General features: G+C 33.3%; 24 protein-coding genes. 16 read left to right on the forward strand and 8 right to left on the reverse strand.

What is annotated here, in order from left to right; translation table 11 throughout:
- Window positions 1-287: 287 nt before the first annotated feature.
- The 3 genes from yjbH to HMPREF3267_RS02335 all read right to left on the reverse strand — a co-directional run bounded on the left by yjbH (window position 288) and on the right by HMPREF3267_RS02335 (window position 2,145).
- Window positions 288-1,085: a protease adaptor protein YjbH gene (yjbH, locus tag HMPREF3267_RS02325; RefSeq protein WP_002459509.1), complete on the reverse strand. Its 798-nt coding sequence runs from the start codon at window positions 1,083-1,085 to the stop codon at window positions 288-290.
- 22 nt (window positions 1,086-1,107) lie between these two features.
- Window positions 1,108-1,473 (reverse strand): truncated hemoglobin YjbI, encoded by a 366-nt coding sequence (locus HMPREF3267_RS02330; protein ID WP_002459508.1) that lies wholly within the window; start codon window positions 1,471-1,473, stop codon window positions 1,108-1,110.
- A 99-nt stretch (window positions 1,474-1,572) separates the two neighbouring features.
- Window positions 1,573-2,145 (reverse strand): CYTH domain-containing protein, encoded by a 573-nt coding sequence (locus HMPREF3267_RS02335; RefSeq protein WP_062077436.1) that lies wholly within the window; start codon window positions 2,143-2,145, stop codon window positions 1,573-1,575.
- A gap of 193 nt (window positions 2,146-2,338) precedes the next feature.
- Between HMPREF3267_RS02335 and HMPREF3267_RS02340 the strand changes: the two genes are divergently transcribed.
- The 7 genes from HMPREF3267_RS02340 to fabI all read left to right on the forward strand — a co-directional run bounded on the left by HMPREF3267_RS02340 (window position 2,339) and on the right by fabI (window position 9,339).
- Window positions 2,339-2,686: a UPF0738 family protein gene (locus tag HMPREF3267_RS02340; protein WP_002459506.1), complete on the forward strand. Its 348-nt coding sequence runs from the start codon at window positions 2,339-2,341 to the stop codon at window positions 2,684-2,686.
- A 16-nt stretch (window positions 2,687-2,702) separates the two neighbouring features.
- Window positions 2,703-3,338 (forward strand): GTP diphosphokinase, encoded by a 636-nt coding sequence (locus tag HMPREF3267_RS02345; protein ID WP_002478416.1) that lies wholly within the window; start codon window positions 2,703-2,705, stop codon window positions 3,336-3,338.
- A gap of 14 nt (window positions 3,339-3,352) precedes the next feature.
- On the forward strand, window positions 3,353-4,162 hold the full coding sequence (locus tag HMPREF3267_RS02350; protein ID WP_002478415.1) for an NAD kinase: 810 nt from the start codon (window positions 3,353-3,355) through the stop codon (window positions 4,160-4,162).
- Window positions 4,159-5,013 (forward strand): RluA family pseudouridine synthase, encoded by an 855-nt coding sequence (locus tag HMPREF3267_RS02355; protein ID WP_062077443.1) that lies wholly within the window; start codon window positions 4,159-4,161, stop codon window positions 5,011-5,013. Before HMPREF3267_RS02350 ends, HMPREF3267_RS02355 begins: the two co-directional genes overlap by 4 nt.
- Before the next feature lie 10 nt (window positions 5,014-5,023).
- Entirely contained in the window at window positions 5,024-6,424 is a 1,401-nt protein-coding gene (gene mgtE, locus HMPREF3267_RS02360) for a magnesium transporter (protein ID WP_371106717.1), read from the forward strand.
- Window positions 6,425-6,436: 12 nt separating this feature from the next.
- Window positions 6,437-8,281 carry a monovalent cation:proton antiporter family protein gene (locus HMPREF3267_RS02365; RefSeq protein ID WP_002459501.1) on the forward strand — a complete coding sequence of 615 codons (1,845 nt, stop codon included), beginning with the start codon at window positions 6,437-6,439 and terminating at the stop codon, window positions 8,279-8,281.
- Between the two features lie 287 nt (window positions 8,282-8,568).
- Window positions 8,569-9,339 carry an enoyl-ACP reductase FabI gene (gene fabI / locus HMPREF3267_RS02370; RefSeq protein WP_002459500.1) on the forward strand — a complete coding sequence of 257 codons (771 nt, stop codon included), beginning with the start codon at window positions 8,569-8,571 and terminating at the stop codon, window positions 9,337-9,339.
- A 318-nt stretch (window positions 9,340-9,657) separates the two neighbouring features.
- On the opposite strand, the gene cozEa is transcribed toward fabI, so the two are convergent.
- Window positions 9,658-10,743 carry a lipoteichoic acid biosynthesis protein CozEa gene (cozEa, locus tag HMPREF3267_RS02375; protein ID WP_002459499.1) on the reverse strand — a complete coding sequence of 362 codons (1,086 nt, stop codon included), beginning with the start codon at window positions 10,741-10,743 and terminating at the stop codon, window positions 9,658-9,660.
- Window positions 10,744-10,963: 220 nt separating this feature from the next.
- Between cozEa and HMPREF3267_RS02380 the strand changes: the two genes are divergently transcribed.
- The gene (locus HMPREF3267_RS02380; protein ID WP_002478412.1) at window positions 10,964-11,704 is read left to right on the forward strand and encodes an alpha/beta hydrolase; all 741 of its coding nucleotides are present in this window, start codon (window positions 10,964-10,966) and stop codon (window positions 11,702-11,704) included.
- Window positions 11,705-12,015: 311 nt separating this feature from the next.
- On the opposite strand, the gene HMPREF3267_RS02385 is transcribed toward HMPREF3267_RS02380, so the two are convergent.
- Window positions 12,016-12,753 (reverse strand): SDR family oxidoreductase, encoded by a 738-nt coding sequence (locus HMPREF3267_RS02385; protein WP_002459497.1) that lies wholly within the window; start codon window positions 12,751-12,753, stop codon window positions 12,016-12,018.
- A 3-nt stretch (window positions 12,754-12,756) separates the two neighbouring features.
- Entirely contained in the window at window positions 12,757-13,176 is a 420-nt protein-coding gene (locus tag HMPREF3267_RS02390; RefSeq protein WP_002478411.1) for a MerR family transcriptional regulator, read from the reverse strand.
- A 337-nt stretch (window positions 13,177-13,513) separates the two neighbouring features.
- Between HMPREF3267_RS02390 and HMPREF3267_RS02395 the strand changes: the two genes are divergently transcribed.
- Window positions 13,514-14,020, forward strand: coding sequence for a YjcG family protein (locus tag HMPREF3267_RS02395; RefSeq protein WP_002478410.1), 507 nt, complete (start codon window positions 13,514-13,516; stop codon window positions 14,018-14,020).
- Between the two features lie 59 nt (window positions 14,021-14,079).
- Here the strand turns inward: HMPREF3267_RS02395 and ltaA are convergent, their stop codons facing one another.
- Window positions 14,080-15,273, reverse strand: a complete 1,194-nt coding sequence (gene ltaA, locus HMPREF3267_RS02400; protein WP_002459494.1) for a lipoteichoic acid biosynthesis MFS flippase LtaA — start codon at window positions 15,271-15,273, stop codon at window positions 14,080-14,082.
- Window positions 15,251-16,426: a diglucosyl diacylglycerol synthase gene (locus HMPREF3267_RS02405; protein WP_002478409.1), complete on the reverse strand. Its 1,176-nt coding sequence runs from the start codon at window positions 16,424-16,426 to the stop codon at window positions 15,251-15,253. The genes ltaA and HMPREF3267_RS02405 overlap by 23 nt, the downstream gene beginning before the upstream one ends.
- 408 nt (window positions 16,427-16,834) lie before the next feature.
- Between HMPREF3267_RS02405 and HMPREF3267_RS02410 the strand changes: the two genes are divergently transcribed.
- From HMPREF3267_RS02410 to HMPREF3267_RS02440, 7 genes are all read left to right on the forward strand, one after another.
- Window positions 16,835-18,319: a UDP-N-acetylmuramoyl-L-alanyl-D-glutamate--L-lysine ligase gene (locus tag HMPREF3267_RS02410; protein ID WP_070823882.1), complete on the forward strand. Its 1,485-nt coding sequence runs from the start codon at window positions 16,835-16,837 to the stop codon at window positions 18,317-18,319.
- The gene (locus HMPREF3267_RS02415; RefSeq protein WP_225306462.1) at window positions 18,300-18,563 is read left to right on the forward strand and encodes a YueH family protein; all 264 of its coding nucleotides are present in this window, start codon (window positions 18,300-18,302) and stop codon (window positions 18,561-18,563) included. The genes HMPREF3267_RS02410 and HMPREF3267_RS02415 overlap by 20 nt, the downstream gene beginning before the upstream one ends.
- A complete protein-coding gene (locus HMPREF3267_RS02420) occupies window positions 18,564-20,126 on the forward strand; it encodes a peptide chain release factor 3 (RefSeq protein WP_002459490.1) in 1,563 nt (520 codons plus the stop codon).
- Window positions 20,127-20,433: 307 nt separating this feature from the next.
- Complete coding sequence (locus HMPREF3267_RS02425) at window positions 20,434-21,231, forward strand: TerC family protein (RefSeq protein ID WP_002459489.1); 798 nt, start codon at window positions 20,434-20,436, stop codon at window positions 21,229-21,231.
- Between the two features lie 199 nt (window positions 21,232-21,430).
- Entirely contained in the window at window positions 21,431-23,407 is a 1,977-nt protein-coding gene (locus HMPREF3267_RS02430; RefSeq protein ID WP_037544588.1) for a S1C family serine protease, read from the forward strand.
- A 16-nt stretch (window positions 23,408-23,423) separates the two neighbouring features.
- A complete protein-coding gene (locus HMPREF3267_RS02435) occupies window positions 23,424-24,782 on the forward strand; it encodes a TrkH family potassium uptake protein (protein ID WP_002459487.1) in 1,359 nt (452 codons plus the stop codon).
- A gap of 228 nt (window positions 24,783-25,010) precedes the next feature.
- Window positions 25,011-26,525: a bifunctional metallophosphatase/5'-nucleotidase gene (locus HMPREF3267_RS02440; RefSeq protein ID WP_062077450.1), complete on the forward strand. Its 1,515-nt coding sequence runs from the start codon at window positions 25,011-25,013 to the stop codon at window positions 26,523-26,525.
- Window positions 26,526-26,535: the final 10 nt, after the last annotated feature.

The raw sequence follows: 26,535 nt of genomic DNA on the forward strand, positions 1-26,535 counted from the left end.
GCACAAAGAAATTCCGTAAGAAATTCAACAGAAATGTGCAAGCTGGGGAAACAGGGCCCCAACAAAGAGAAATGCCCAAGTATTTCAACAAAAACGTGCCCCAGTAAGGTATTTAAAAAACAATTATATTTTTATGTATAGAAATGGGAGTTATCAAAGTAGCAGGGCGTTAATTGATTTCTTTGTTGGCAAAAAGCCGAACATTATTATCAGTAAATACAAAAACCACACATCAACTAGTATTAGATGCGTGGTTTTATATATGTGTAGATAAAGTATAAAATCTCCTACAATTTTGGCATTTTAGATTTCCAAAAATGTCCTTCAGGATAATATAATTTTTCGATTTTTTGTTGTAAAACGAGTTTTTTCAATTCTTTATTAAGCAATTTTTCTGGCCATTCATAAATGGTTAATAATTCTTCCATCGTGACAAGTTGTTTTTTCTGGATATATATTTCCAATTTAGGTGGAAGTTGCTTTTCAATCGGAGTGCCCATTAATTCGTTAATAATATACGTATATATATGGTATGGATATAATCCTTCAACTTTCAGACCTTCTTCATGAATGTTCTCATTGAAGAATACAAGTGAAGGAGATTGTTCAATTTCCATTTCTCTAGCAATATGAAGATCTACTTTCAGACTTTCAGTTAATTTACTAGTTTGTAAATCCTCTTTGAACACTTCATAATCAAGCCCAGCATTTTTAATACAATTACAAATCATATCTTCTGTAATAATATCACATTTAGGGACAATCTCATTTTGCATTAAATGTATAAAGCGTTCAGCTCTGAGCCGACCTTGTAATTCTGCAGCTTTATAAGCTAAAGCAATATTATCAAACTCTGATGTACTTTGAGCTTGGCATTTGGTCAAGACGCGTAATGAAGGATTTAGTATATGTCTTATTCTAATGTATTGATTATATTCAATTCGAAGTTTAGAAATCAATGCAGATAATTTAAAGCAATCTGAGTCAAATGGGTCAAAAAATGAATAGATTTCAATTTTGCTTACAGGTGACAGATTTGCATCTTCACGACTCTCATTGTGCATTAATTTTAATTCTTCAGCCATGTTTTTCACCTTCAATGTCTAGTTAAGCATTTACCATATGGTTCGCAGTTAAGCGAAGTCGCTCATATAAGTATTCACCAACACCGGCTGGAAATTGTGCGGCTTGGATTGCTATATACATATTTTCCAACCATGCGTCACGTTCATATGTTGTAATTTTAAATCTTAAGTGTCGCTTCTTAAGCATTGGATGTCCATGTTCAGCTGTGTATAAATTAGGACCACCCAGAAATTGCGTTAAGAATTGCTTTTGCTTTCGACTTGTTTCTTGAAAATCTCCAGGAAATAAGTGATTAATTCTGTCGTCTTGTTCTACGAGAGTATAAAAATGATCTATCATCTTGTATAGCGCTTCTTGACCTATAATGTCGTAAGGTGTTGATGTCATGTAATCACCTATTTCTTGTAATTATATATCTAATATAACATGAATTTTTACATTTAAAAGTATTTCGCCTTCCAGTACAACGCTTTAATATTTATATAATCATTGTGCTTTGTAATCGAAGAATCGCTGTACTTTGTTCTTAGGTTTAACATAGTCAATTCCACATTCTTGAAGAAAATTTAGAAAGATTTGCTTGCCTTGTTCGTAATCATTAACCTCAAATTCAAGTTCATAGTCTTCAGTTCCCAAGTATTCACTATGGTCAAGAACAAGAAGTTGATGTTTAAAGTATACTTCCATGCGATGTGTTGTTAGGGAACCTAAAATGTTTAATTCATCATCAGTTATATCGAATTGCATCAATTGATGTTGAATATCTTCAGGAAATTGTTGTAATGTCAAAGTTTTACCAATTTCAGGTATAAGATTGGTGGAATGATTATATTCTGTTAATCCAACAGTTGCAGGTACTTTTAAAGTAAGTTCATAGCTGTCATCTTTGACACGGATGCGCAAAGCACTATGGTTAGCTTTCAGTTTAAAATCGCTAGTATCTATATAAAAATTTGTTTGTGAAAAAGGCATAACATTTTGAAAATACTTTTGACGGATATCATCATATTGTGAAGAAGTTAATAACTGTTTAAATTCAATTTCGTGATTTGTTGACATGGATTGACACTCCTTTAACACATGCTGTGATAATAACATTAATATTATGCAGTAATTCATCAAAAAGTTAAAGTAAACGTGTGCGCTGGGATATTATTAAACCACTGTGGTTTCTTTTGCAAGTACTAGTTTGAAACATGTGTTATGTATGAGATTTATGTTAAAATAGTAACGAAAATAAGGAGGAACAGGCATGCGTATTTATGTAAATGAAATTAAAGTTAAAGATGATGGCATTTATTGCTACTCAGATGACCCAACAGATGGTTTGGAAGAAGTAGGACAAATGCTTGTAGATAGTGATAATTATGGATTTGCTTACATATTAGATGATGGACAGTCCTATTCATACCTCATTTTTGTAGAAGAAACATGGTCAATGTTGCATGAAAATAGAGATAAAACCATTATTGTAAATGATGATTTGAAATTAGAACATTTTCAGGAAGAATTCGATTTTATACTAGATAATATCGTTGGCAATAATAATTATGGTAAGGAGTTTGTAGCAGCAGTAGAAAAAACTTTTGAACTAGAGTGAAGCGGAGTGAAGTAATATGAATCAATGGGATCAATTTTTAACACCTTATAAGCAAGCTGTAGATGAATTAAAAGTAAAACTTAAAGGATTACGTAAGCAATATGAAGTTGGAGAACATGCATCGCCCATTGAATTTGTCACCGGCCGTGTTAAGCCAATTACTAGTATAATCGATAAAGCGAATAAGAGAGGTATACCCTTTGATCGCTTGCAACAGGAAATGTATGATATCGCTGGATTAAGAATGATGTGTCAATTTGTAGATGATATTGATGTTGTTGTTAAGATGTTACGACAAAGACAGGATTTTAGAGTGATTGAAGAGCGTGACTATATTAATAATACAAAACAAAGTGGCTATCGTTCGTATCATGTAATTATCGAATATCCAATTGAGACATTAGATGGTCAGAAAAAGATTTTAGCTGAAATTCAAATTCGTACTTTAGCGATGAATTTCTGGGCTACGATCGAACACACATTACGTTATAAATATGATGGCGATTATCCAGATGAGATACAGCACCGATTAGAACGTGCTGCTGAAGCGGCTTATTTACTTGATGAAGAAATGTCTGAAATTAAAGAAGAAATACAAGAAGCACAAAAATATTATTCACAAAAACGAGCTAAAAAACATGATAATAATTAATGAGGTGTAAAGTAATGCGTTATACGATTCTATCCAAAGGTGACTCGAAGTCGAATGCATTAAAGCATAAAATGATTAGTCATATGAAGGACTTTCACATGACACAGAATGATGAGAATCCAGAAATAGTTATATCTGTTGGTGGAGATGGTACTTTACTTCAAGCATTTCATCAATACAGTCATATGCTTTCCCAAGTCGCTTTTGTAGGGGTGCACACTGGTCACTTAGGATTTTATGCTGATTGGTTACCTCATGAAGTGGAAAAATTAATTATAGAAATTAATAATTCTGAGTTTCAAGTCATTGAATACCCATTATTAGAAATGATTGTACGCTATAATGATAATGGTTATGAGACGCGTTACTTGGCATTGAATGAAGCAACGATGAAAACGGATAATGGCTCTACACTGGTTGTTGATGTTAATATTCGTGGTAAACATTTTGAACGCTTTAGAGGAGATGGTTTGTGTATCTCTACACCATCTGGGTCTACTGCTTATAATAAGGCGTTGGGAGGGGCATTAATTCATCCTTCCCTTGAAGCAATTCAAATTGCTGAAATTGCCTCAATCAATAATAGAGTATTCCGTACGGTCGGTTCACCACTTGTCTTGCCTAAGCACCATACATGTTATATCACACCTGTAAACCATGATACAATTCGTACAACCATTGATCATGTCAGCATTAAACATAAAAATGTCAGCGGTATTCAATATAGAGTTGCCAATGAAAAAGTAAGGTTTGCTCGTTTTAGACCTTTCCCATTTTGGAAACGTGTCCATGATTCCTTTATTGAAAGTGATGACGAACGATGAGATTCACTTATGCAATCAAATCACCTGATGTACTAAAGTCATTTTTACAACAACAAGGTTTTTCCAAGAAAACGACAAGCGCCATTAAACAAAATGGCGCTTTACTTGTTAATCATGAGCCGGTCACAGTGCGTTATCAATTGCAACCGGGAGATAAGCTCACGATTATTTTGCCTACTGAAATTCCAAGTGCTAATTTACAAGCCTTTCACCATCCACTTGATATTGCTTACGAAGATGATTATCTATTAATCGTATGTAAACCGAGTTTACAAAATTGTGCACCATCGAGGGAGCATCCACATGAAAGTTTAATTGAACAAGTGATAGCTTATTGTCACGAGAATGATAATGATTTTACACCACATATTGTGACAAGACTGGATCGTAATACCACAGGTTTAGTGTTATTAGCTAAACATGGTCACATTCATCATCTCTTGTCACATATCAAAATAAACAAGCGTTATATAGCACTGTGTCATGGCGCAACTCAGCCAGAAGGAATTATAGAAGCGCCTATAGCCCGTGCAAATGATAGTATTATTACGCGGCAAGTTTCATCCACTGGTAAGTATGCTAAATCAACTTATCGAACGCTTAATAGCAAACAAAACGTTAGTTTATGTGAAGTTACATTACATACAGGACGCACACATCAAATCCGTGTACATTTTCAATACATTGGACATCCTTTGATAGGAGATGCGTTATATGGTGGAAATCATGATATGATTCACAACCATTGTTTGCAATGTACGGCATTACAATTTAAGCATCCTATTTTGCATAAAACGATATCAATAACTATTGATTATAAACAACTAATATGCCTGTATAACATGCTATAATAAACCAGTAATGGAGGTGTTCCAATTGTCTTTGGAGATAGAGAAAGCGGACAATGATCAACATGCGGTATATAACCAATCACTACTAGATGAATTATTAAATAACAATGATATTGATGATTTTAGAAAAGAATTTCTCGCAATGCATTCATATGAGCAAAGCGAGTATTTTGAGGATAGCGATAATGTTATTAGACATAAAATATTTCAATTGTTATCACCTCAAGAAGTTGCTGGATTTTTCGATCAATTAGAAATAGATGATGAGGATTATGAGCAATTATTCGACACAATGAATGCACAATATGCAAGTAAAGTTTTAGAAGAAATGTCCTACGATAACGCGGTAGATATATTAAATGAGTTATCAAAACCCAAAGTAGCAAGTTTGCTGACATTGATGAATAAAGACGATGCCAATGAGATTAAGGCATTACTGCATTATGAAGAAGATACAGCCGGCGGGATTATGACGACGGAATATATATCATTAGAGGCTGAAACACCAGTTAAAGAAGCATTGATGCTTGTCAAATCACAAGCTCCTGATGCAGAGACCATCTATGTTATTTTCGCAACGAATGTAGAAGGACAATTGGTTGGTGTTCTATCATTACGTGACTTAATTGTTTCTGAAAATGATGCTTATATAGAGGACATTATGAGTGAGCGTGTAATTAGTGTGAACGTTGCAGACGATCAAGAGCATGTTGCACAAAAAATGAGAGACTATGATTTTATTGCGTTACCAGTTGTTGATTATCAGGACCATCTGCTTGGGATCATAACTATTGACGATATTTTAGATGTTATGGATGAAGAAGCTAGTGAAGACTATTCTCGTTTGGCCGGTGTTTCTGACATTGATTCAACGAATGATTCAATTGTAAAAACAGCAGCAAAACGTTTACCTTGGCTCATTATTTTAACATTTTTAGGTATGATAACAGCTACCATTTTAGGCAATTTTGAAGATACTTTATCTAAAGTTGCTTTATTAGCAGCATTTATTCCAATTATCAGCGGGATGTCAGGAAATTCAGGCACTCAATCACTAGCCGTTTCAGTTCGGAATATTTCGACAGGAGAGATTGATGAACAAAGTAAGTTTAGAGTTGCATTACGTGAAGCGGGGAGTGGCATGTTATCTGGTTCGGTTTGCGCTATCATCTTATTTCTAATTATCGTTGTTGTTTTCAAACAGCCGTTTTTAGCTTTAATTGTTGCAGCAAGTTTAACTATAGCTATGACGGTTGGTACTTTAGTAGGTTCCATGATTCCATTATTAATGAATAAAATAAACATCGATCCTGCAGTAGCAAGCGGTCCGTTTATTACTACAATTAATGACATTGTTAGTATGTTAATTTATTTCGGATTAGCAACATCATTTATGTCATATTTAACTTAGGGGGGGGCGCATATGGAGTTTTTCTCACTTGTAATTGTTGTCGTAGCGGCATTTTTTACGCCGATATTAGTAAATCGTTTAAATATTAGTTTTTTACCTGTTGTTGTAGCAGAAATTTTAATGGGAGTGATTATTGGGAATTCTTTTCTAAATTTAGTTGAAAAGGATAGCATGCTCAATATTTTATCAACGCTTGGCTTTATCTTTTTAATGTTTTTAAGTGGTCTTGAGATTGATTTTTCAGCCTTTAAAAAAGACACACGCAATCGTCAGGGGCAAAGTCAAGAGGATAAAAATGTGCCTAGCCATTTAAATATGGCGTTAACTGTTTTTATCTTTATTATGATTATTTCTATTGTTTTAGCTTATGCTTTTAAATGGCTAGGTTTAGTTGATGATGTGCTATTGATGATCATTATTATTTCGACAATTTCTTTAGGTGTTGTCGTGCCAACGCTAAAGGAAATGAATATTATGCGCACGACGATTGGACAGTTTATTTTATTAGTAGCAGTATTAGCAGACTTGTTTACTATGGTGTTATTGACAGTATACGGTGCATTAAATGGTCAAGGTGGCGGTTCGATATGGTTATCAGCGATTTTAGTTGTTTTTACCGCTATTTTTTATATTATTGGTATTCTGTTCAAACATATGTCCTTTTTACAAAAATTAATGTCAGGTACAACACAAATTGGAATCCGTGCGATTTTTGCATTAATTATTTTATTAGTAGCATTGGCTGAAGGCGTGGGTGCTGAATACATTTTAGGTGCGTTTTTAGCTGGTGTCGTAGTTTCATTACTTAAACCCGATGAGGAGCTTGTGCAAAAATTAGATTCATTTGGTTATGGCTTTTTTATACCGATATTTTTTATTATGGTTGGTGTAGATTTAGACATACCATCACTTATTAAGGAACCCGCTTTATTGATTATTATACCGGTATTGATAGGTGCATTTTTAATATCAAAACTCTTACCAGTATTATTTATTCGACGATGGTTTGATACGAAAACAACCATTGCGTCAGCATTTTTACTCACTTCAACATTGTCATTAGTTATTGCGGCGGCGAAGATAGCTGAACAGCTAAAAACGATATCGTCAGAGACATCTGGTATTTTAATCCTCAGTGCCGTGATTACTTGTGTCTTTGTACCTGTTGTTTTTAAAAAATTATTCCCAATTCCAGATGAAGTTAATCGACGTATTGAAGTGGCGCTCATTGGGAAAAATCAACTAACCATACCAATTGCACAAAATCTAACATCACAGCTTTACAATGTGTCTTTATATTTTAGAAAAGATTTAAGTGATCATCGTCATTTGGCTGATAGTATTACTGTACTAGAAATCAATGATTATGACGAGGCGATATTAACTCGATTAGGTTTATTTGATAATGATATTGTCGTATGTGCAACCAATGATGATGATATCAATCGTCGTGTTGCGATGATGGCAGAAGAACACGGTGTTAATCGAGTGATTTGTCGTTTAGAGACAATGACTGATGACGTGGGAATGAAAAATTCTGGCATAGAAATATTCAGCAACTTTTTAAGCAATAAAATTTTTCTTAAAGGACTTATTGAAACACCCAATATGCTTAATTTACTAAGCAATGTGGAAACATCTTTATATGAAATTGAGATGTTAAATCATAAATATGAAAATCTAGAATTGCGTAATTTCCCATTTGGTGGCGATGTTATCTTTGTACGCATAATTAGAAATAATGAGTCTATCGTGCCACATGGTGATACACAGTTGCGTTATAAAGATCGTTTAATTGTAACAGGGTCTAAGGAATATGTAGATGAACTTAAAGGCGAGTTAGAATTTTATTATTAAGGGAGTGAAAATGTTACTCAATGTGAATTTGTAGTCCCGGCCCGGCAAGGTTGACTAGGATTGAAAAAACGTGGTATCAATGTATTTTCAATCCAGTCAACTACTGCCAATATTTCGTTTTAGCTTAAAACATAATGATGTCTCAGATTCAGGAACATACATGTTACACCACAAGTACCTAGGGCATTAAAACACTTTATTAGACACTAGAAATAGTGTTAAAATGTTGTATGATGCATAGAAGAGAGAGTTATGTATATAAAAAACGAAACAAGGAGATAGTTTAAATGTTAAATCTTGAAAATAAAACGTTTGTCATTATGGGTATTGCAAATAAACGCAGTATTGGGTTTGGCGTAGCTAAAGTATTAGATAAGTTAGGCGCAAAGTTGGTATTTACATACCGTAAAGAACGCAGCCGTAAAGAATTAGAAAAATTATTGGAACAATTAAATCAAAATGATCCAAAATTGTATCAAATTGATGTGCAAAAAGACGAAGATGTTATTAATGGTTTTGCTAAAATTGGTGAAGAAGTAGGCAATATTGATGGCGTTTATCATTCAATTGCCTTTGCAAATATCGAAGATTTACGTGGTCGCTTCTCTGAAACATCACGTGAAGGTTTCTTATTAGCTCAAGATATCAGTTCATATTCATTAACACTTGTAGCGCATGAAGCTAAAAAAATTATGCCTCATGGCGGTAGTATTGTGGCAACAACATATCTTGGTGGCGAATTTGCCGTTCAAAATTATAATGTGATGGGTGTAGCTAAAGCAAGTTTAGAAGCGAATGTTAAGTATTTAGCGCTAGACCTTGGGCAAGATAACATCCGTGTAAATGCGATTTCTGCTGGCCCAATTCGCACACTTAGTGCTAAAGGCGTAGGTGGTTTCAATACAATTTTGAAAGAGATTGAGGAACGCGCACCTTTACGTCGTAATGTAGATCAAGAAGAAGTCGGTAAGACAGCAGCATATTTACTTAGTGACTTATCTAGTGGTGTGACAGGTGAAAATATTCATGTAGATAGTGGATTCCACGCGATTAAATAATGATATTTTATTGAACACCGTTTGCACACCATAAATATATGGTAAGACACGGGCCCCAACAAAAAGAATTTCGATAAGAAATTCCACAAGCACAGGAAGTTGGGGTGGGCCTCAACAAAGAGATGTTTGAAATGAAAGCCAACAAACAAAGCGAGTTGGGGTAGCAAAAGAAAGCTGTTTCCTAAGAAAGCAAACCAACAATATAAAATGTTTTAAATAAGCCAGTAAATGAGTTTAAATACAACCCATTTACTGGCTATTTTTCTAGGAATGATAGTCCAGTTTCTTCTTTAGTTTGAAAATATTACACTGCTCTTATTAATCTTTAACGTCACTATTGGCTTTATCCATAATACGAGTGCGGTACTTAAAGATGTTGCTCGCGACTGTTTTCAACACTGCGTATAATGGAACTGCGATAAGTATGAGTGTAAATCCACCTAAATCGCCAGCTGCTAAAATAACGACGATAATTGTTAATGGGTGAATGCTTAACGATTTACCCATTACATTTGGTGTAATGACATTACCTTCAAGTTGTTGTGCAATTAATGTGACTATACAAACCCAGATAAATGTTGTAGGGCTATCGATAATTCCTAAAATGCCAGCTGGTGCGAATGACAACCATGGGCCTAAGAAAGGAATTAAGTTAGCAACACCAGCAAATAATACGAGTAAAGGTGTGTATGGTAATCCGATAATTGTATAACCGATATATAAGATGATTCCTAGGATAACACTAACGGTAACCTGTCCTTGGATATATGATTTTAATGTAAAGTTTAAATCTTGTAATAAACCTACAGCAAAAACTTTACGCTCTCCTTTGAAAAATTTAGCCACAGCTGGAATAAACTTTTCATGATCTTTTAACATATAAATTAAGAAGAACGGTACCATAACCAACAAGAAGATAGTAGAAATAAATGAAGTAATATAACTTAAAGAGTTGGCTAATACATCAGATACGCCATCTCCTAAAGACTTCACAGTATTATTAATACGAGTAGTCACATCACTAGGTAATTTATCCATTTGTTTTAGTGAGAAATTAATAATTCTTTCAACGTCATTTTGAATAGTTGGAATAGCATGAATTAAGCTATTAACATTTGAAATGATGATAGGTGCGATAAATGCAACAACAACTGCAACAATTGCAATCAAAGCAATAAAAATTGTCGTAATACTTGCCCATCTAGGGAAGCCAAATTTTTCCAATAATGTTTGAAATGGTAAACAAATATAAAATAGAAAACCACTTAGTATAAATGGAAGAAACACTGAACCAATGATGGTAGCAATTGGTGTGAATACGCTATGTACCTCCATAATTAATTTTATCAGTAAGAACAGAATTAATAATGCAACACCCGTTCTAAACCACACTTTATTAAGCATATGCTTAAGTCCTCCTAAATTTCATCATTCAATATATTTAAGTATATATCAAAACTTGTAACGACAAAAGTTATTTTAAATATAAACACAAATAAACAATTCAAGTTGAAGTCAAGATATTTTTTAAATGAACTTATCATTACTGTATTTTTCAAATCTTATTTTAAAAGTGAAAATCTCTTGTTACAATATGAATACGATAACTAGGGGGCTAGTCCAAATGTTAGATTTTAAGCCAGGTAAAATTAATAAACATATTTTACATAGTGATATATTACAAAGAGATATTACGTTATCTATATATTTACCCGAAACATATACTAATTTATCAAAATACCAAGTAATCATTTGCTTTGATGGGCTCGATTTTCTTAGATTTGGTCGTATTCAAAGAGTCTATGAACGCTTAAGACAAAATGAACAAATCCATCCAGCCATAATCGTAGGATTTAACTATGAAGATGTAGATAAGCGACGTGCTGAGTTTCATCCACAAGGTCAACGCAGTTCACAGACGATTCAAGCTGTAGGTAAAGAGTTGTTACCGTTTATAGATCAAACATTCCCAACATATAAAGTGGGTAACGCGCGATTATTAATAGGAGATAGCTTAGCCGGAAGTATTGCATTAATGATTGGGCTTACTTATCCGACAATATTTAGTCAAGTTGCCATGTTAAGTCCGATGTATGATGACTCAATTAGAGCACGCTTTGAAGCATGTCAACAACGTGATCAGTTGACGTTATGGCAAGCAATTGGATTGGAAGAGGAAGATTTCAAGTTACCAACGACAGGAGCGCCAGCCAATTTTCTAACACCAAATCGAGAATTGTCGGCACTAATAAAGCGTTATGGTATGTCACACGAATATGTGGAATTTGATGGCGGACATAATTGGAAATCCTGGAAACCAATGTTAGAGGATATTTTGAAATATTTCTTAAAGGTCGAAGAATAAGAAGATTTATAATATGCATAGATTACCAATGGGGCGTATCACAGGCAACACGATTGTTGATCAAAAGGCAGTTTGTTACAAGAAAGGTAGCGGGACTACGAATTTATTAGAATTCTGTCTCGCTCAGCGGCAAGAGTGACTAAGGTGGAAAAGCTTGATATAAGCATATTTTTAATACAGTCTATTCATATATAGTTTAGAGCTTAAAACGTAATTATGTTTTAAGCTCTAAATAGCTAGATTCATGCCAATAAAAATAATTCATATAATGAAATAATTTTTATTGTGCATTTAAGCTTATTTTTAAAGTTTTATAAAGCTTGTGCCGTCGGACGGATGATGATTTCATTAATTGAAGTTTCCACAGGTGTATCAATTGCAAATTGAATCGTACGTGCAACTTGTTCAGGTGGAATAGCTAGATTTGAGTAGAAGTCTTTAAGATTGTCTTTAATTTCTTGATCACTACCCTGTTGTGGTAATTCAGTTTGTACAGCTCCAGGTGAAATAACAGTTACACGTATATTTGATTGTACGCTTGCTTCCTCTTGTCGTAATGCTTCACTTGCTGCCCATACACCAAACTTAGTAGCTGAATATACACCTGTTGTTGCGCCAGATTGGTGTGCAGATAATGAAGCAATATTGATAATATGACCTGATTGTTGCTTACGCATAGTAGGTAAGGCAGCATCTATACCATATAAAGTTCCTTTTAAGTTAACATCAATCATTTGATCCCATTCTTCAACCAAACCCTTTGAAAATTCAGACAATGGCATTAGTCCTGCATTATTAATCCATACATCAATTTTTTTATAGTTTTCTAATGTCACTTGAGCTACTTTTTTACTTTCTTCTAGTTTTGATACATCTGCAGTAACATAGATGGCTTGACCACCATCATTTCTAATATCATTAACTAATTGAACCAAACGTTCCTTACGTCGCGCAGCAATTACTAAAATATTACCAGCTTTAGCTAACATTTTGGCAGTTGCTTCTCCTATACCACTACTTGCTCCTGTGATTACAATTACTTTTGACATATGTTAATCGTCTCCTTTTTCATCTTTCCTTAGGGCTACATAAGCCTCATAGCGTGCTTTTTCTGTATAACCATTTTTTTGTAGTTCTGCTAAATGTTGATGGATTTGTATCTTTTTGACTAGATATTCACGAGTAGATATAAGTTCATTAATTTGTGTATCCAATTTAGTTAAAGTGTTATTCAAAAGTTGAGTTGATAATTGATGATTGTGAAATTCTTTCATAATTTGTTTGATATCTTGTAATGACATACCAACATTTCGATAATGTGCAATCGCCATAAGCGTATCCATAGTTATTTCATTAAAAATACGAATACCTTGCTTATTTCTAGGTATATTAATTAAACCTTCTTTTTCGTAAAAACGTATAGTGTGTGGTGAAAGTCCAGTCTCATTAGATACTTCTTTGATTGTCTTCATTGAATCTCCTTTCCAACATATCTTAACCATAAACCCTTAGAGTAACTCTAAGTCAAGCTTTAAGTATAATGAAATTATAAAGGTGGTAGAGGGACTACGAAATCATTATGAATTCTGTCTCGCTCAGCGGCAAGAGTGACTAAGGTGAAAAAGCTTGATATAATCGTATTTTTAATACAGTTAACTACTGCCAATACAGAGATCAAAGCTCAAAATATAATTATGTCCCAGACTTAATAATATTATTAGTCAAAAATAATTAATTATTTATTTTTAAGTAACGGTTTTCATGTGATTTTGATATAATAGAGCTATGTAAAACAAAGGAGGGGTAACAATGATTTTAGGATTAGCATTGATTCCATCAAAATCATTTCAAGATGAGGTGAACGCATACCGTAAACGTTATGATACTCATTACGCTCAAATTAAACCTCATATCACAATCAAGGCGCAATTTCATATTAATGAAACGGAATTAGATTCAGTTAAACAAGATATTAAAGCTAGAATTAGTGATATTGCACCTATTGATGTACATGTGACAAAAGCATCAAGTTTTAAGCCAACTAATAATGTTATCTACTTTAAAGTTGCGAAAACAGATGAATTAGAAAAATTATTTAAACAATTTAATACAGATGCTTTTTATGGTATAGCTGAACATGCATTTGTCCCACACTTTACTATCGCTCAAGGTTTATCAAGCCAAGAGTTTGAAGATATTTATGGACAAGTTAAATTAGCAGGGGTAGACCATAAAGAAGTTATTGAAGCATTATCACTCTTAGAATATGACAATCAAGAAGATAAGTGGAATGTTATTGATACATTTCAATTTTAAACAATATGAATAAAAGATACTGTATGATGCACAGTCTAGTCATCATACAGTATCTTTTTTTAATGCGTATGTTTATTTGATTTAACGAAAAACGTGCCATAGAAAAATGCTAGAAATAGGAATACTATAGCTGAAAAGTAAAATGCATTATTCAAACTGTTTGTGAATTGAGTGATAAGACCGCCAAATAGTGGACCTATCATCGAACCAAAACCTTGCACACTATTAAAAACGCCCCATGTTTCTTCTTGCTCTTCGGGATTAATTTGTCCTGCCATAAACGTATTCCAAGCAGGGAGTAATAAACCATACATAAGGCCAATAAATAACGCAATTAACCACACAATCATGATGTTTGTGACTAATGACAGCCAGAAAATAAATGCTGTGTATAGTACAAAGCCAAAAATGATAATGCTATACATAAAGTTACGGCTATTATTGTCAATCATTTTAGATAAGAACAGCATAGAAAAGGCACAGGCCAATCCACCAATTACAATAGCAACGGTATATTCTATGGTTGTTACTTTGACAACTTTTGTCGCATACGTCGGTAAAATAGGAACGAGTGCTGAAACTGCTGCACCTTGGAGTAAAATACCAGGAAACAACACAAGATGTCGTTTCATAACGTTTATAATTTGACCGATTTGTTCTTTAACTGGCTTAGTATTGTAATTAGTTAATTGAATATTAACAAAGTAATACATAACCCAAGCAACAATGACAACTAAAGACATCATAAAGGCAAAGCGAGTAGGGTGCAATTTAACAAGCACATTCATAAACGCCCAACCAACGAGCAACCCAGAGAGCCATGCAAAATAAACATAACCCATTTGTTTGCCACGTTTATTTTCCTCTACACTTGATAACATGATAACCCAGATTGGGCTAACAGCGATACCGAGCATAATCGCTGATAAGATAATGATAATAGGGTTTGCTGGAACCCAAATCACTAAAAATAAACTAATAAAAGCGAGGAAAAAGCCTGCTGTTAGCACAAGCTTTGCTCCCCATTTTTTTAGTAGAAAACCTATAACGAAATTGGTAGATGCATCTGCAATAAAATGTATGGATAAAGCTGCAGATGTTACAGCCACGGAAATCGATGTGACAGTTGGCAAATAGTTTATATAACTAAGTGTATACATACCACGTGCGAATTCCATTAAAAATAAAATAATTAGCATGATGACAAAGCTTTTCTTACTATTTGTATGACTATTTGACAAAGAATCTTGCATACAATGGAACCCTTCCGTAAACTTCTTGATATTGTGATGAGTGATTGATTAAAGATAATAAATCAGTACATAATTTATATGTAGAATAGTCTACTTTTGTTTTTTTCATGCGTTGTGACATTGCTTGTAAAGCTTGTACATCATGCGTTAATTCAGATACACAGTTAATTGCATCTTCAGGTGTATCTGCAATTCTACCAAAACCTTTGTTTTCAAAATAACGCGCATTTTCTAACTCTTGTCCAGGTGCAGGGTTTAAAAAGACCATAGGAAGCGTTCTTGTTAGCGCTTCGGATATTGTGATGCCGCCTGGTTTTGTAATCATAAGTTGACTTGATGCCATCCATTCATTCATATTTTTAGTAAATCCTAGAATTAATACATTTTCTTGTTCTTTGAATTCAAAGGCTAATGATTGTTTTAAACCTTTGTTTTTGCCGCAAATCATCACAATTTGTGCGTGCGGACTCTTATCTAATATAGCTTTAATCAATTGGTCGAAACCTTTAGACACTCCGAATGCCCCTGCAGACATTAAAATCGTTGGTTTTTCTGGGTCTAATTTATGCTTTCTTAACCAAGCATCTTTATCAATCGGAGCTTCGAATTTATCTGATATTGGAATGCCTGTAACCTTAATATGAGATGCTGGGATGCCTACACTCATAAAATCAGCTTTGGTATCTTCAGTAGCTACATAATAACGCTGTGAATGCGGTGTGATCCAGTTTTTTTGCATACGATAATCTGTCATTACAGTTGCGATAGGTATGTTCATATTAAACTGTTCCGTTAAAACAGACATGACTGGTGTTGGAAAAGTCAAGAGGATCAAGTCAGGCTTTTCTTTCAACAGCAAGTTTATTAATTTATTTAAGCCATAATATTTGTAAAAACATTTATCTATCTCTTCAGGGCGACTATAGTAAAAGTTTTTGTACATATTGCGAAAATATTTAAAGCTATTGATATACCACTTTTTACAGATAGAAGTCAAAATTGGATGAGCTTCCATAAATAAGTCATGTTCAATAACACTGAGATGATCCAAATTCATTTCATTGAATTGGTTAACGATACTTTCTGTTACTTGTAAGTGTCCGTTACCAAAGGACCCAGTAATAATCAATATCTTTTTAGTTTGAGTAACCATAAATAGCCACCCTCCGTTAGTTTCAGTTTCAATTATATCTAAGCATTATAACACATTCATTCATCTTTGATAGTCGTCGTTGTCTTAATGTTACTAATCACTTAATAGTACTTTATTAATATAAAAATGTTAAATAATTAAGTCCTTACTATATTAATTGACTATATCTTTGTATATTACCATGGTAGCACGATTTTAATGAAATGTATTGTCATAATACAATTTATAGTAAATTTTTAAAATTTTTACCCTAAATTAATAAAGTTAAGCCCTAATTAATTTTTTGACTAATTAAATCGGATGTAAATGTTTTGATTGAAAAAGATAAGAATAAATTTATCATCATCTTTAAAACGTGTATAATGAAAGTATTGTAAAAAAAGTATTGTAAAAAAGGAGCGATACGTTTTGAATGCGAGCACATTATTTGAAAAAATTAGAGTAAAACAAGTAATTGGAACTTTAGATAGACACGTAACGGATATTACAACGGATTCACGTACAGCTAAATCAGGAAGTATTTTTGTAGCATCAAAAGGTTATACGGTAGACAGTCACAAATTTTGTCAAGATGTCATTAACCAAGGATGTCAAATTATTGTTGTGAAAAGTAAGCAAGAAGTCGAAGGCGATGTAACTCAAATTATTGTTAGTGAGACACTCAGAGTGGCAAGTTTGTTAGCGCATACCTTATTTGATTTTCCGAGCCATCAATTAACGACGTATGGTGTTACTGGAACAAATGGTAAAACTTCAATTGCTACCATGATTCATTTGATTTATCGTAAGTTACATAAAAATAGTGCTTATTTAGGAACAAATGGTTTCCAAATTAATGAGCAAAAGACAAAAGGTGCGAATACTACGCCTGAGACAGTGTCATTAACTAAAAAGATTAAAGAAGCCGTGGATGCTGGTGCAGAAGCGGTGACAATGGAAGTGTCAAGTCATGGTTTAGCTTTAGGTCGACTTAGAGGTGTTGAATTTGATGTTGCTATATTTTCAAATTTAACACAAGATCACTTAGATTTTCATGGCACTATGGAAGCATATGGACATGCTAAATCATTACTCTTTAGTCAATTAGGAGAAGATTTATCTAAAGAAAAGTACGTAGTTTTAAACAACGATGATGCTTTTTCTGAATATTTAGCGTCAGTAACCCCATACGAAATTTTTACATACGGTATTGATAACGATGCGCAATTTAAAGCAATTCATATTAATGAATCATTACAAGGAGTAACATTTGAACTTGACACACCATTTGGTAACTATAATGTACAATCACCATATGTTGGTAAATTCAATATTTCAAACTTAATGGCAGCAATGATTGCTGTGTGGAGTAAAGGAATACCTTTTGAAACTATTGTCGAAGCAGTGAAAACGCTTGAACCGGTCGAAGGACGACTTGAAGTACTTGATCCGAATTTACCTATAGATTTGATTATTGATTACGCACATACAGCAGATGGAATGAACAAATTAATAGATGCTGTTAAACCATTCGTAAAACGAAAACTGATTTTCTTAGTAGGTATGGCGGGTGAACGTGATTTAACTAAAACTCCAGAAATGGGAACAGTAGCTTGTCGAGCAGATTATGTTATCTTTACACCAGATAACCCAGCTAATGATGATCCTAAAATGCTAACTTCAGAATTAGCTAAAGGGGCCACGCACGATAACTATGTTGAATTTGAAGATCGCGCAGAAGGCATTAGACATGCAATTGAAGTTGCCGAACCGGGGGATACAGTTGTATTAGCATCTAAAGGAAGAGAACCTTATCAAATTATGCCAGGACATGTTAAAGTTCCGCATAGGGATGATTTGATAGGCTTAGAAGCTGCCTATAAGAAATTTGGCGGTGGCCCCGTTGATCGTTAAACAACTGATTATTCATCATGAAACGGTTAATGTTTATCTATATAAGAATAAAGAAACAAATCATTTGTTGATAGCTATTCCAGATGTTTTCTGGTCTTTCGAAATATCTTTAGCTACACATATAAATAAAATTAACGATGAATTAATGATGCAATTATTTACTTTTAATAATGAACAAGATGCAAGTACAATTGCTTCTAAATTAACTGGTTGGATTGCGGATAATTTAAAAGGAGATTTATAAATGAGTTTAAAAGATGAAGTAGAGTCAAGAAAGACGTTTGCCATCATTTCTCACCCAGATGCTGGTAAAACAACGTTAACAGAAAAACTATTATACTTTAGCGGTGCGATTCGTGAAGCAGGTACTGTTAAAGGTAAAAAGAGTGGTAAATTTGCTACAAGTGACTGGATGAAAGTTGAGCAAGAACGTGGTATTTCAGTTACAAGTTCAGTTATGCAATTTGATTACGATAATTATAAAATCAATATTCTTGATACACCAGGGCATGAAGACTTTTCAGAAGATACGTATCGTACTTTAATGGCTGTTGATAGTGCTGTCATGGTTATCGACTGTGCTAAAGGAATCGAACCACAGACATTGAAGTTATTTAAAGTTTGTAAAATGAGAGGTATTCCGATTTTTACATTTATCAATAAGTTAGATAGAGTTGGTAAAGAACCATTTGAATTATTAGATGAAATTGAAGAAACATTGAATATTGATACATATCCAATGAATTGGCCTATCGGTATGGGACAAAACTTCTTTGGCATTATTGATCGCAAAACAAAAACAATTGAGCCATTTAGAGATGAAGAAAATATATTACATCTAAACGATGATTTTGAACTGCAAGAAGCGCATGCAATCCAGAATGATAGTGCATTTAGCCAAGCAATTGAAGAAATGATGCTCGTTGATGAAGCTGGAGAGCAATTTGATGATGAGGCCTTATTAAGTGGCGATTTAACACCTGTATTCTTTGGGTCAGCATTAGCAAATTTTGGAGTGCAAAATTTCTTAAATGCTTATGTTGATTTTGCGCCAATGCCTCATGCAAGACAAACAAAAGAAGATATAGAAGTAAGTCCATTTGATGCTGATTTTTCAGGATTTATATTTAAAATTCAAGCCAATATGGATCCAAAACATAGAGATAGAATTGCCTTTATGCGTGTAGTAAGTGGTGCATTTGAGCGAGGTATGGATGTAACGTTACAGCGTACACTTAAAAAGCAAAAAATCACACGTTCTACTTCATTTATGGCAGACGATAAAGAGACGGTCAATCATGCAGTTGCTGGTGATATTATAGGTTTATATGATACGGGGAACTATCAAATTGGTGATACACTGGTTGGCGGTAAACAAAAATATAGTTTTCAAGATTTACCCCAATTTACCCCGGAAATATTTATGAAAGTATCTGCCAAAAACGTTATGAAACAAAAGCATTTTCATAAAGGTATAGAACAATTAGTACAAGAAGGTGCAATTCAATACTATAAAACATTACACACCAATCAAATTATTCTAGGTGCAGTAGGCCAGTTGCAATTTGAAGTATTTGAACACCGCATGAAGAACGAATATAACGTCGATGTTATCATGGAACCTGTAGGTAGAAAAATTGCTAGATGGATTGAAAACGAAGATGATATTAAAGATAAGATGAATACATCACGTTCTATTCTAGTTAAAGATAGATATGACCAACTTGTATTCCTTTTTGAAAATGAGTTTGCAACACGTTGGTTTGAGGAGAAATTCCCAGAAATAAAACTTTATAGCTTGTTGTAATTATATGAATCTTCAAGTTACTTATAAATTAGCCACACAATTTGTAGGCAATATATTGTACTCGGTTATCAATATATGTATAATATTGGTAACAAATGAATACCTATGACTGATGTCAGAGGGGAGTAACTTGAGATGTGGACAGGCACTTCGCTGCATTTATTAATAAAATGTCTGCATTAACACTTTATCGTCACTACGAAGGATGACTTCCGGTAAAGTGAGCGCCATCGCTTAGTGAGACCTTTGCTAATAATTTAGCATGGGTCTCTTTATTTGTATATCATGAACAAAGGAGTTGTCCGCTTTGGATCCAAGCTTAATTTTGCCTTATTTATGGGTTATACTCGTTCTTGTATTTTTGGAAGGATTACTTGCCGCAGATAATGCGGTCGTAATGGCGGTAATGGTAAGACATTTACCACCAGAACAAAGAAAGAAAGCCTTGTTTTATGGATTATTAGGTGCTTTTATATTTAGATTTATTGCATTATTCTTAATTAGTATTATTGCTAACTTTTGGTTTATACAAGCAGCAGGGGCTGTTTACTTAATTTTTATGTCTATTAAAAATTTATGGAATTTCTTCCATAGTAAAGATGAACCTCAACCTGAAGGTGATGATCATCATTATGATGAACACGGGGTTGAAAAGAAATTAAGTCCATTACAATTCTGGGGCACTGTATTAAAAGTTGAATTTGCAGATATCGCATTTGCAATTGATTCTATGTTAGCCGCAATGGCAATAGCTGTAACATTACCAAAAGTTGGAATTCATTTTGGTGGTATGGATTTAGGTCAATTTTCGGTGATGTTTATTGGCGGCATGATTGGTGTTATTCTAATGCGTTTTGCAGCAACATGGTTTGTAGAGCTACTTAACAAATATCCTGGCTTAGAAGGTGCAGCATTTGCTATTGTAGGTTGGGTAGGTATCAAGTTAGTTGTGATTGTTTTAGCACATAAAGACATTGCCGTGTTACCAGAAGATTTCCCACATTCAACTTTATGGCAAACTATATTTTGGGTAGTAATGATAGGTTTAGTTTTGGTAGGTTGGTTAACATCTGTACACAATAATAAAAAACGTGAACAACAATAAAGATAGATAACTTTGTCCATGGAGCATTCATGGGCAGAGTTTTTTTATAACTATAACAAATTGCAGATTTTAGTTAGACATATTAAGATTTAAAATATAGAAGTATATAGTAAAATGCTATAAATGTTCGTTATCATCAAGCAATTATACATTGATTGTGTCATAATAATAGAGTAATAAAAGTAAGGAGTTGTCATCTTTGGATAAGGGTAAAAAACAAGTGATACCTAGAAGTCAGTATCGAAGAAAAAGACGCGAATTTTTCCATAATGAAGAAAGAGAAGCACGAATTCAACAAGAGCAACAAGAAAAATTAAAACAAGCAAAAAAAGAAGCGCAGCAATCTAAAGTTAATGAAGAGCGTGTTAAAGATAATTTAAGAAAAGCACGTATTGAGAAATTAACGCAAGAAGAAATCCATCAACAACACAGTCAAGATATAAAAGAAAATACCCCAGACACTAGTATTCAAGATAATAATCATATAAAACAACAAATTGGAAAAGAAACAAATAGTATTGATGATGAGAAAAATACAGTAGAACATCACGCTAAAAAAACTGACGAAAAAATAAAGCAACAGAATGCGATTGACCGTGCAGATAATTATCAAAATGATGAACCTATTCAACAGAAAACATCAGAAACAAAAGAAAAGCCAAAAGAGACAGAATTACAAAATGATAGTAAAGATAATAAAGAGCAGCAACGAGATACATTAGAGAAACAGGAATCAAGACCTAAGAAAACGAATAAAAAACGTAATAGTAAATTCAATCAGTTAACAACAAAAAAAGCCAATCAAGAAGAACCACCTTTATACACACACCAGCAAATAAAGAAAGAAAATACACAACGTAAAAACGATACAGAGACAGTAAATTCAAAGGATGAACAAAAGCAACAAGCAGCAAATATAACAAGCGCTAAAAAGAACCATAAGCAAACACATCAAGAAAAGCCTAAAAAAACACAAACAGAACCCAATAAGGCAACTAAAGAGAATAAACAAGATAATATTAATAATGCACAGATTTTAGAAAGCATCACTAAATTCTTTAAAAAACATTGGGTTAAAGTTGTTATTGTTGTTGCAGTAATTATATTAATTTTATTATTAAGTGCAATATTTAGAAATGTAAATAACACTGGAACAAATCAAAGTGGTTTACTCAACTCTGGAAATCATGATAAGAAATATACAGCTACTATGAAAAGTGCCAATAGCGCAGTTAAATCAGTAGTTACGGTGGAAAGTGAATCACCTAAAAACAGCACCTTACCCAAAGATACTAAAGACTCAGAAAGTGAAATTGGTTCAGGTGTCGTCTACAAAAAAGTGGACGGCGCCATTTATATTATGACCAATGCACATGTAGTAGGAAATGAAAAAAAACAAAAACTTACATATGGCAATAACCAAACAATTCAAGGAAAAGTTGTAGGAAAAGATAAATGGTCTGATATTGCTGTTATCAAAGCTGAAGCACCTAAAGACGATGCATTAACACCAATTGACATTGGCGATTCTAGTAATTTAATACTCGGACAATCCATTTTAGTAGTCGGTAACCCATTAGGCGTTGATTTTAAAGGCTCAGTTTCTAAGGGAATTATTTCTGGTATGAATCGTTTTGTACCAGCTGATTTAGATAAAGATGGTAAATATGATGTTTTATCGAAAGCATTTCAAGTTGATGCACCAGTTAACCCAGGGAATTCTGGTGGTGCTGTTGTGGATGAAAATGGTGACTTAATAGGTATTGCCTCTTTAAAAATCAACATGGATAACGTAGAAGGTATGGCATTTGCCATTCCAATTAATGATGCTCAAAAAATTGCAAAACAACTAGAAGATAAAGGGAAAGTTGTTTATCCTAATACAGGCATTGATTTACAAAATGTCGGCGACTTAAATGATACTGAAAGAAAAGCAATAAAATTACCGGACAAAGTAAAAAATGGTGTTGTGATTAAACAAATCGATACAGATTCTTTAGGTGAAAAATCGGGTTTAAAAACAGATGATGTCATAGTAGAATTAGATGGTAAGCTAATTGAAGATAATTTGAGATATAGACAGATTATATTTAGTCATAGAGAAGATTTAAAAACGATTACAGCAAAAATTTATCGTGATGGTGAGCTGAAAGAAGTAAAAATTAAATTGAAATAGTGTTGAGGTGAAGTAGATGTCTATCTTCAATCAGTTACTAAAGAAAACCACTCCTCAACAGGGGATTGTACTGTATTATTTAGTAGCCATCGTCATTGCATTTTTATTATTAAATTTACCATTTGTCCATAAACCTAATGTCAATGTCAATCCAATAGATACTTTATTTGTAGCTGTATCTGGTATTAGTGTGACTGGATTATCGCCAGTTAATATTGTAGACACATATTCTACATTTGGCCAAGTCATCATTCTAATCATTCTAAATATTGGTGGCATTGGTGTGATGGCTATTGGAACCCTATTATGGGTTGTATTAGGTAAACGTATTGGGATACGTGAACGTCAACTCATTATGCTTGATAATAATAGGGAAACGATGAGTGGAACAGTTAAATTAATACTTGATATTGTAAAAACCATATTTGTTATTGAATTAGTCGGTGCATTATTACTAGCATTTTATTTTTATAGAGATAATCCAGATTTAAAAAATGCTTTAATGCAAGGTTTATTTGTGTCAATATCAGCTACTACAAATGGGGGCTTAGATATAACAGGGGAATCTCTTATTCCTTATGCAAATGATTACTTTGTCCAAACTATCGTGATGGTATTAATTATTTTAGGTTCCATTGGATTCCCAGTACTATTAGAGACAAAAGCATATATAAAAAATAGAATAACTAACTTCAGATTTTCATTATTTACAAAAATAACGACATCAACTTATTTCTTCTTATTCTTTTTTGGGATTATAGCAATTTTAGCACTAGAACATAATCATGCATTTAAAGGACTTAGTTGGCATCAGGAATTATTTTATTCATTCTTTCAGTCAGCAACTACAAGAAGTGCAGGATTACAAACGATAGATGTGACTAACTTCAGTGATGCTACAAATATTATTATGAGTTTACTCATGTTTATTGGTTCATCTCCTAGTTCTGTAGGTGGTGGAATTCGAACAACTACATTTGCTATCTTAATATTATTTGCACTTAATTTTAGTAATAATGAAGAAAAAACATCTATTAAAGTTTTCAATAGAGAATTGCATATTATGGATATACAACGATCATTTGCTGTATTTATAATGGCAAGTATTTTAACCTTTGTAAGTATGATTGTTATTGCTACAGCTGAGAATGGTAAATTAACTTTCTTACAAGTGTTTTTTGAAGTGATGTCTGCGTTTGGTACTTGCGGGTTAACACTAGGGGTAACTGATGATATTAGCAATGTGACTAAAATAGTATTAATGGTTCTTATGTTTATAGGACGTGTAGGTTTGATTTCATTTATTATAATGATTGCCGGTCGAAGAGAACCAGATAAATATCATTATCCAAAAGAGCGTATTCAAATTGGTTAATTATCACTTGTACGTTGGAATAGAAGCAAAACGATAGTTTAATAATTAATTACACAATCTTGTCGGGGCGAGACTACGAATTCATATTGAATTCTGTCTCGCGCCTTTTTTAATATTTCTTAATATGTCTAGCTGTTGATGAAGAATTTAAAAACATACAGAAACTTGTTTAACATGGATTGTTTAATATGATCGATGTTAAACTAAAGTTGACAGGAGGATGGCAATATGGAGAAAAATGAGAGAATTAGTGTTGACGTCATTACTACTACGGATATGCATAGTCAATTCTTAAATGGAAATTATGGCTCAAATATATATAGAGCAGGGCAATACGTAAAAGATATTAGAAAACGTAATAAACATGTCTTGTTACTTGATAGTGGAGGAAGTTTAGCTGGCTCGTTACCAGCTTATTACTATGCCATAGTTGCTCCATATAAGCGACATCCTATGATAAAACTAATGAATGCGATGCAATATGATGCAAGTGGTATTAGTTCAGATGAATTTAAGTTTGGTCTGTCCTTTTTAACACGCTCAGTATCACTTGCAAGGTTTCCATGGTTATCCGCAAATATAGAATATAACATGACACGTGAGCCATACTTTTCAACGCCTTATGTAATCAAACAATATCAAGATGTGAGAATTGGTATTATAGGATTAACCGCAGATGGATTAATGAAAAATGAATACGCTGAAATGGAACCAGATGTAAAAATCGAGAAAACCTTACTATCTGCTAAACGCTGGATTCGTTATATTCATGAAACTGAGAAAATTGATTTTTTAATTGTAATTTATCATGGTGGTTTAGATAAAATAAGCCAAACTACAAATAGTCGTCATAGTGAAAATGCAAATGAAGCTGAGAAATTAATACGTGAGATGGGTGTGATAGATTTAATTATTACGGCGCATCAACATCAAACGGTAATAGGTAAAGACAATGAAACGGTGTATGTACAAGCTGGACAAAACGCTGAAGAATTGGTTCATATTAATATACAGTTTAAAAAACGCACGAATAGCTATGAAATAGAACATGTCAATGCCGAAGCTATAAATTTAAATCAACATAATGAAGATGAAGCATTATTAAAGCTAACATATTATGATAGAAAAGCAGTTACACATTGGTCTAATGAAATCATTTCTGAAACCTCGTGCTCCTTACAAGTAAATAGCTTAGAAGATATGGTAGCGGGTTCACATCACTTTACACAACTGCTGCATGACAGTTTGCGGTATGCATTTAACAATAATATCACCTGTGTTAATGTGCCTAGAAATGGAGAGCAAGGGTTAAAACAGCAGATACAAAATAAAGATATTTATGAAGCATATCCTCATCCAGACAAACCCATTGATATAACTCTGTTAGGTCAACAGATCAAAGATATCTTAGAATATAGTTATGCACATTTGGAAATTGAAGATGACCATTTGAAACAAACTGTGATAGATGAAACATTATGCACGCAATGGCAAGGATTTAATTATGAAGTGAATATGAAAAAGCCGCCATTTCAAAGGGTTACTATTAAAGGAATTGATTTAAATGGTAGTTATCGTGTTACTATGACCGATTATTGTTTTAGAAATTATCAGTTTATCATTGGTGACGTTATAGTAAACAGAGATAGTTTTGAATATCCAATGTCATTTATTATGACAAAACTATTAAACACCCATGACTATCGCCCTCAAATTAAAAATAATTTTATTGTAAACTCCTAACAATGATGCT

Origin of the sequence: Staphylococcus sp. HMSC62D11, from assembly GCF_001839145.1 — a bacterium.
Classification (GTDB): Bacteria; Bacillota; Bacilli; order Staphylococcales; family Staphylococcaceae; genus Staphylococcus; species Staphylococcus lugdunensis.

Bases quoted from the DNA above. Each gene is read 5' to 3' on its own strand.
- yjbH (WP_002459509.1), bottom strand. From the start codon at position 1,085: ATGGCTGAAGAATTAAAATTAATGCACAATGAGAGTCGTGAAGATGCA.
- HMPREF3267_RS02330 (WP_002459508.1), bottom strand. From the start codon at position 1,473: ATGACATCAACACCTTACGACATTATAGGTCAAGAAGCGCTATACAAG.
- HMPREF3267_RS02335 (WP_062077436.1), bottom strand. From the start codon at position 2,145: ATGTCAACAAATCACGAAATTGAATTTAAACAGTTATTAACTTCTTCA.
- HMPREF3267_RS02340 (WP_002459506.1), top strand. From the start codon at position 2,339: ATGCGTATTTATGTAAATGAAATTAAAGTTAAAGATGATGGCATTTAT.
- HMPREF3267_RS02345 (WP_002478416.1), top strand. From the start codon at position 2,703: ATGAATCAATGGGATCAATTTTTAACACCTTATAAGCAAGCTGTAGAT.
- HMPREF3267_RS02350 (WP_002478415.1), top strand. From the start codon at position 3,353: ATGCGTTATACGATTCTATCCAAAGGTGACTCGAAGTCGAATGCATTA.
- HMPREF3267_RS02355 (WP_062077443.1), top strand. From the start codon at position 4,159: ATGAGATTCACTTATGCAATCAAATCACCTGATGTACTAAAGTCATTT.
- mgtE (WP_371106717.1), top strand. From the start codon at position 5,024: ATGGAGGTGTTCCAATTGTCTTTGGAGATAGAGAAAGCGGACAATGAT.
- HMPREF3267_RS02365 (WP_002459501.1), top strand. From the start codon at position 6,437: ATGGAGTTTTTCTCACTTGTAATTGTTGTCGTAGCGGCATTTTTTACG.
- fabI (WP_002459500.1), top strand. From the start codon at position 8,569: ATGTTAAATCTTGAAAATAAAACGTTTGTCATTATGGGTATTGCAAAT.
- cozEa (WP_002459499.1), bottom strand. From the start codon at position 10,743: ATGCTTAATAAAGTGTGGTTTAGAACGGGTGTTGCATTATTAATTCTG.
- HMPREF3267_RS02380 (WP_002478412.1), top strand. From the start codon at position 10,964: ATGTTAGATTTTAAGCCAGGTAAAATTAATAAACATATTTTACATAGT.
- HMPREF3267_RS02385 (WP_002459497.1), bottom strand. From the start codon at position 12,753: ATGTCAAAAGTAATTGTAATCACAGGAGCAAGTAGTGGTATAGGAGAA.
- HMPREF3267_RS02390 (WP_002478411.1), bottom strand. From the start codon at position 13,176: ATGAAGACAATCAAAGAAGTATCTAATGAGACTGGACTTTCACCACAC.
- HMPREF3267_RS02395 (WP_002478410.1), top strand. From the start codon at position 13,514: ATGATTTTAGGATTAGCATTGATTCCATCAAAATCATTTCAAGATGAG.
- ltaA (WP_002459494.1), bottom strand. From the start codon at position 15,273: ATGCAAGATTCTTTGTCAAATAGTCATACAAATAGTAAGAAAAGCTTT.
- HMPREF3267_RS02405 (WP_002478409.1), bottom strand. From the start codon at position 16,426: ATGGTTACTCAAACTAAAAAGATATTGATTATTACTGGGTCCTTTGGT.
- HMPREF3267_RS02420 (WP_002459490.1), top strand. From the start codon at position 18,564: ATGAGTTTAAAAGATGAAGTAGAGTCAAGAAAGACGTTTGCCATCATT.
- HMPREF3267_RS02435 (WP_002459487.1), top strand. From the start codon at position 23,424: ATGTCTATCTTCAATCAGTTACTAAAGAAAACCACTCCTCAACAGGGG.
- HMPREF3267_RS02440 (WP_062077450.1), top strand. From the start codon at position 25,011: ATGGAGAAAAATGAGAGAATTAGTGTTGACGTCATTACTACTACGGAT.